This is a genomic window from Enterococcus sp. CWB-B31 (genome assembly GCF_020567645.1).
Lineage (GTDB): Bacteria > Bacillota > Bacilli > Lactobacillales > Enterococcaceae > Enterococcus_L.
This window is the reverse complement of record NZ_JAJDJW010000037.1, coordinates 1-1,340: the sequence shown is the minus strand read 5'-3', so window position 1 is coordinate 1,340 and position 1,340 is coordinate 1. Positions and strand designations below refer to the sequence as shown.

Annotated in this window: 1 protein-coding gene; it reads right to left on the bottom strand. The window is 43.1% G+C overall.

Features of this window, described 5'->3' with window-relative positions:
• Window positions 1-174: 174 nt before the first annotated feature.
• Entirely contained in the window at window positions 175-1,233 is a 1,059-nt protein-coding gene (locus LI954_RS15965) for an IS30 family transposase (protein ID WP_229444972.1), read from the bottom strand.
• Window positions 1,234-1,340 lie beyond the last annotated feature (107 nt).

The window sequence follows — 1,340 nt, the reverse complement described above, 5'->3', positions numbered from 1 at the left end:
CCCAAATTTCAAGAACAAGTTAGCCACTTTTCGAAATAAGTGAAAAATGTCTGTTATCTCTACGTTCCGTTGTTGATTTGATTGTGAGTTGGTGTGTGGTAGTCTGATCAGGACAGTCTGGTATCCGCCAGACTTCCCAGACTTAAGCCACATTCCAAGAGGCTCACTGTCAAATCAACTCACAACTATAAAAGCTTCTTGTTCAAATTGTTGTCTGGGGGTTTGATACCCTAAAATTCTTCTTGGTAAGTCATTCATACCATCTTCTATCCGTTGAATGTCTTTACGCCCATACTGTTCCAGGCTCTCATACTTTGGGATCTTTCGGCGAATCATGCGATTATGATTCTCATTCGTCCCTCGTTCACAAGAAGTATAGGGGTGCGTAAAATAGACTTCACAGTAATCTTTCAATGTGGCAGCCAGTGTGGTGAACTCTGAACCATTGTCTGAAGTAATTGTTTTGAAGAGTCGTTTGAAGGAACGGCTGCCGTACTCTTTGATTAGCTGTCGGATACCATAGGCCACAGAGTCAGCGTCTTTACCGTCAATGAGCCGGATGATCTCAAAACGACTTTTGCGCTCAGTTAACGTAAGCAGAGTCGTTTCAGCCCCTCCACGCTTTCCGATGACTGTATCGATTTCAAAATGACCGAACTCTTGACGCTCTTCAATGTGGGCAGGCCGTTCTTCAATACTTTGACCCAACACTTTCTTATTTTTACGGGTGTATTTCTTGGTACGTTTTCGGCTGACCTGACAGTTTAAATCGATGTTTCTGACTTCTAAAAGCTGGGCATCAATGTACTTGTATAAGGTGGTTGTACAAACCATCTCTTCAGGAGAAAACAGTCCGGTACGTTTGGTGGTGCCGACAACGACATCCGGTGCATAGTCCGCCGTTTTGAACAACTTAACGAAGTAGGCTAAAAAAGATCGTACTTGGACAAATTTGCAGGGACGGTGGCAGTTCTGTCGCTTGATTTCATAGCGGTTCTGAGCGAATTCCGGGTCGTACTTCATAGAGAAGTGCTTAATCCCATTGACTTTGCGCACCTGTTCAACCGTTCCACGAGCAAGTTCGTTACTGATGGTCTGTCGATTAACACCGATTCGACGAGCTATTTCACCATGAGAAAGAGCTTCTTCCAGCCAGCCGGCGATTTTTCCCCGTTCAATGGAAGTTAGGTGTTTTCCTTTCCTGCGTTCTATAGTAGAATGTGTATAAGTCATAGTGAAAAGTCTCCTTATTGATTGGTGTTGGAACCTCAATAATACACGATTTTTCACTAGGATGTTTTTTTATTTTTTAGGTGGCTAACTTGATTATAAAATTTGCG

What these genes read in the sequence shown, in the direction of transcription:
- LI954_RS15965 (WP_229444972.1), bottom strand. Translation starts at nt 1,233, where the DNA reads ATGACTTATACACATTCTACTATAGAACGCAGGAAAGGAAAACACCTA.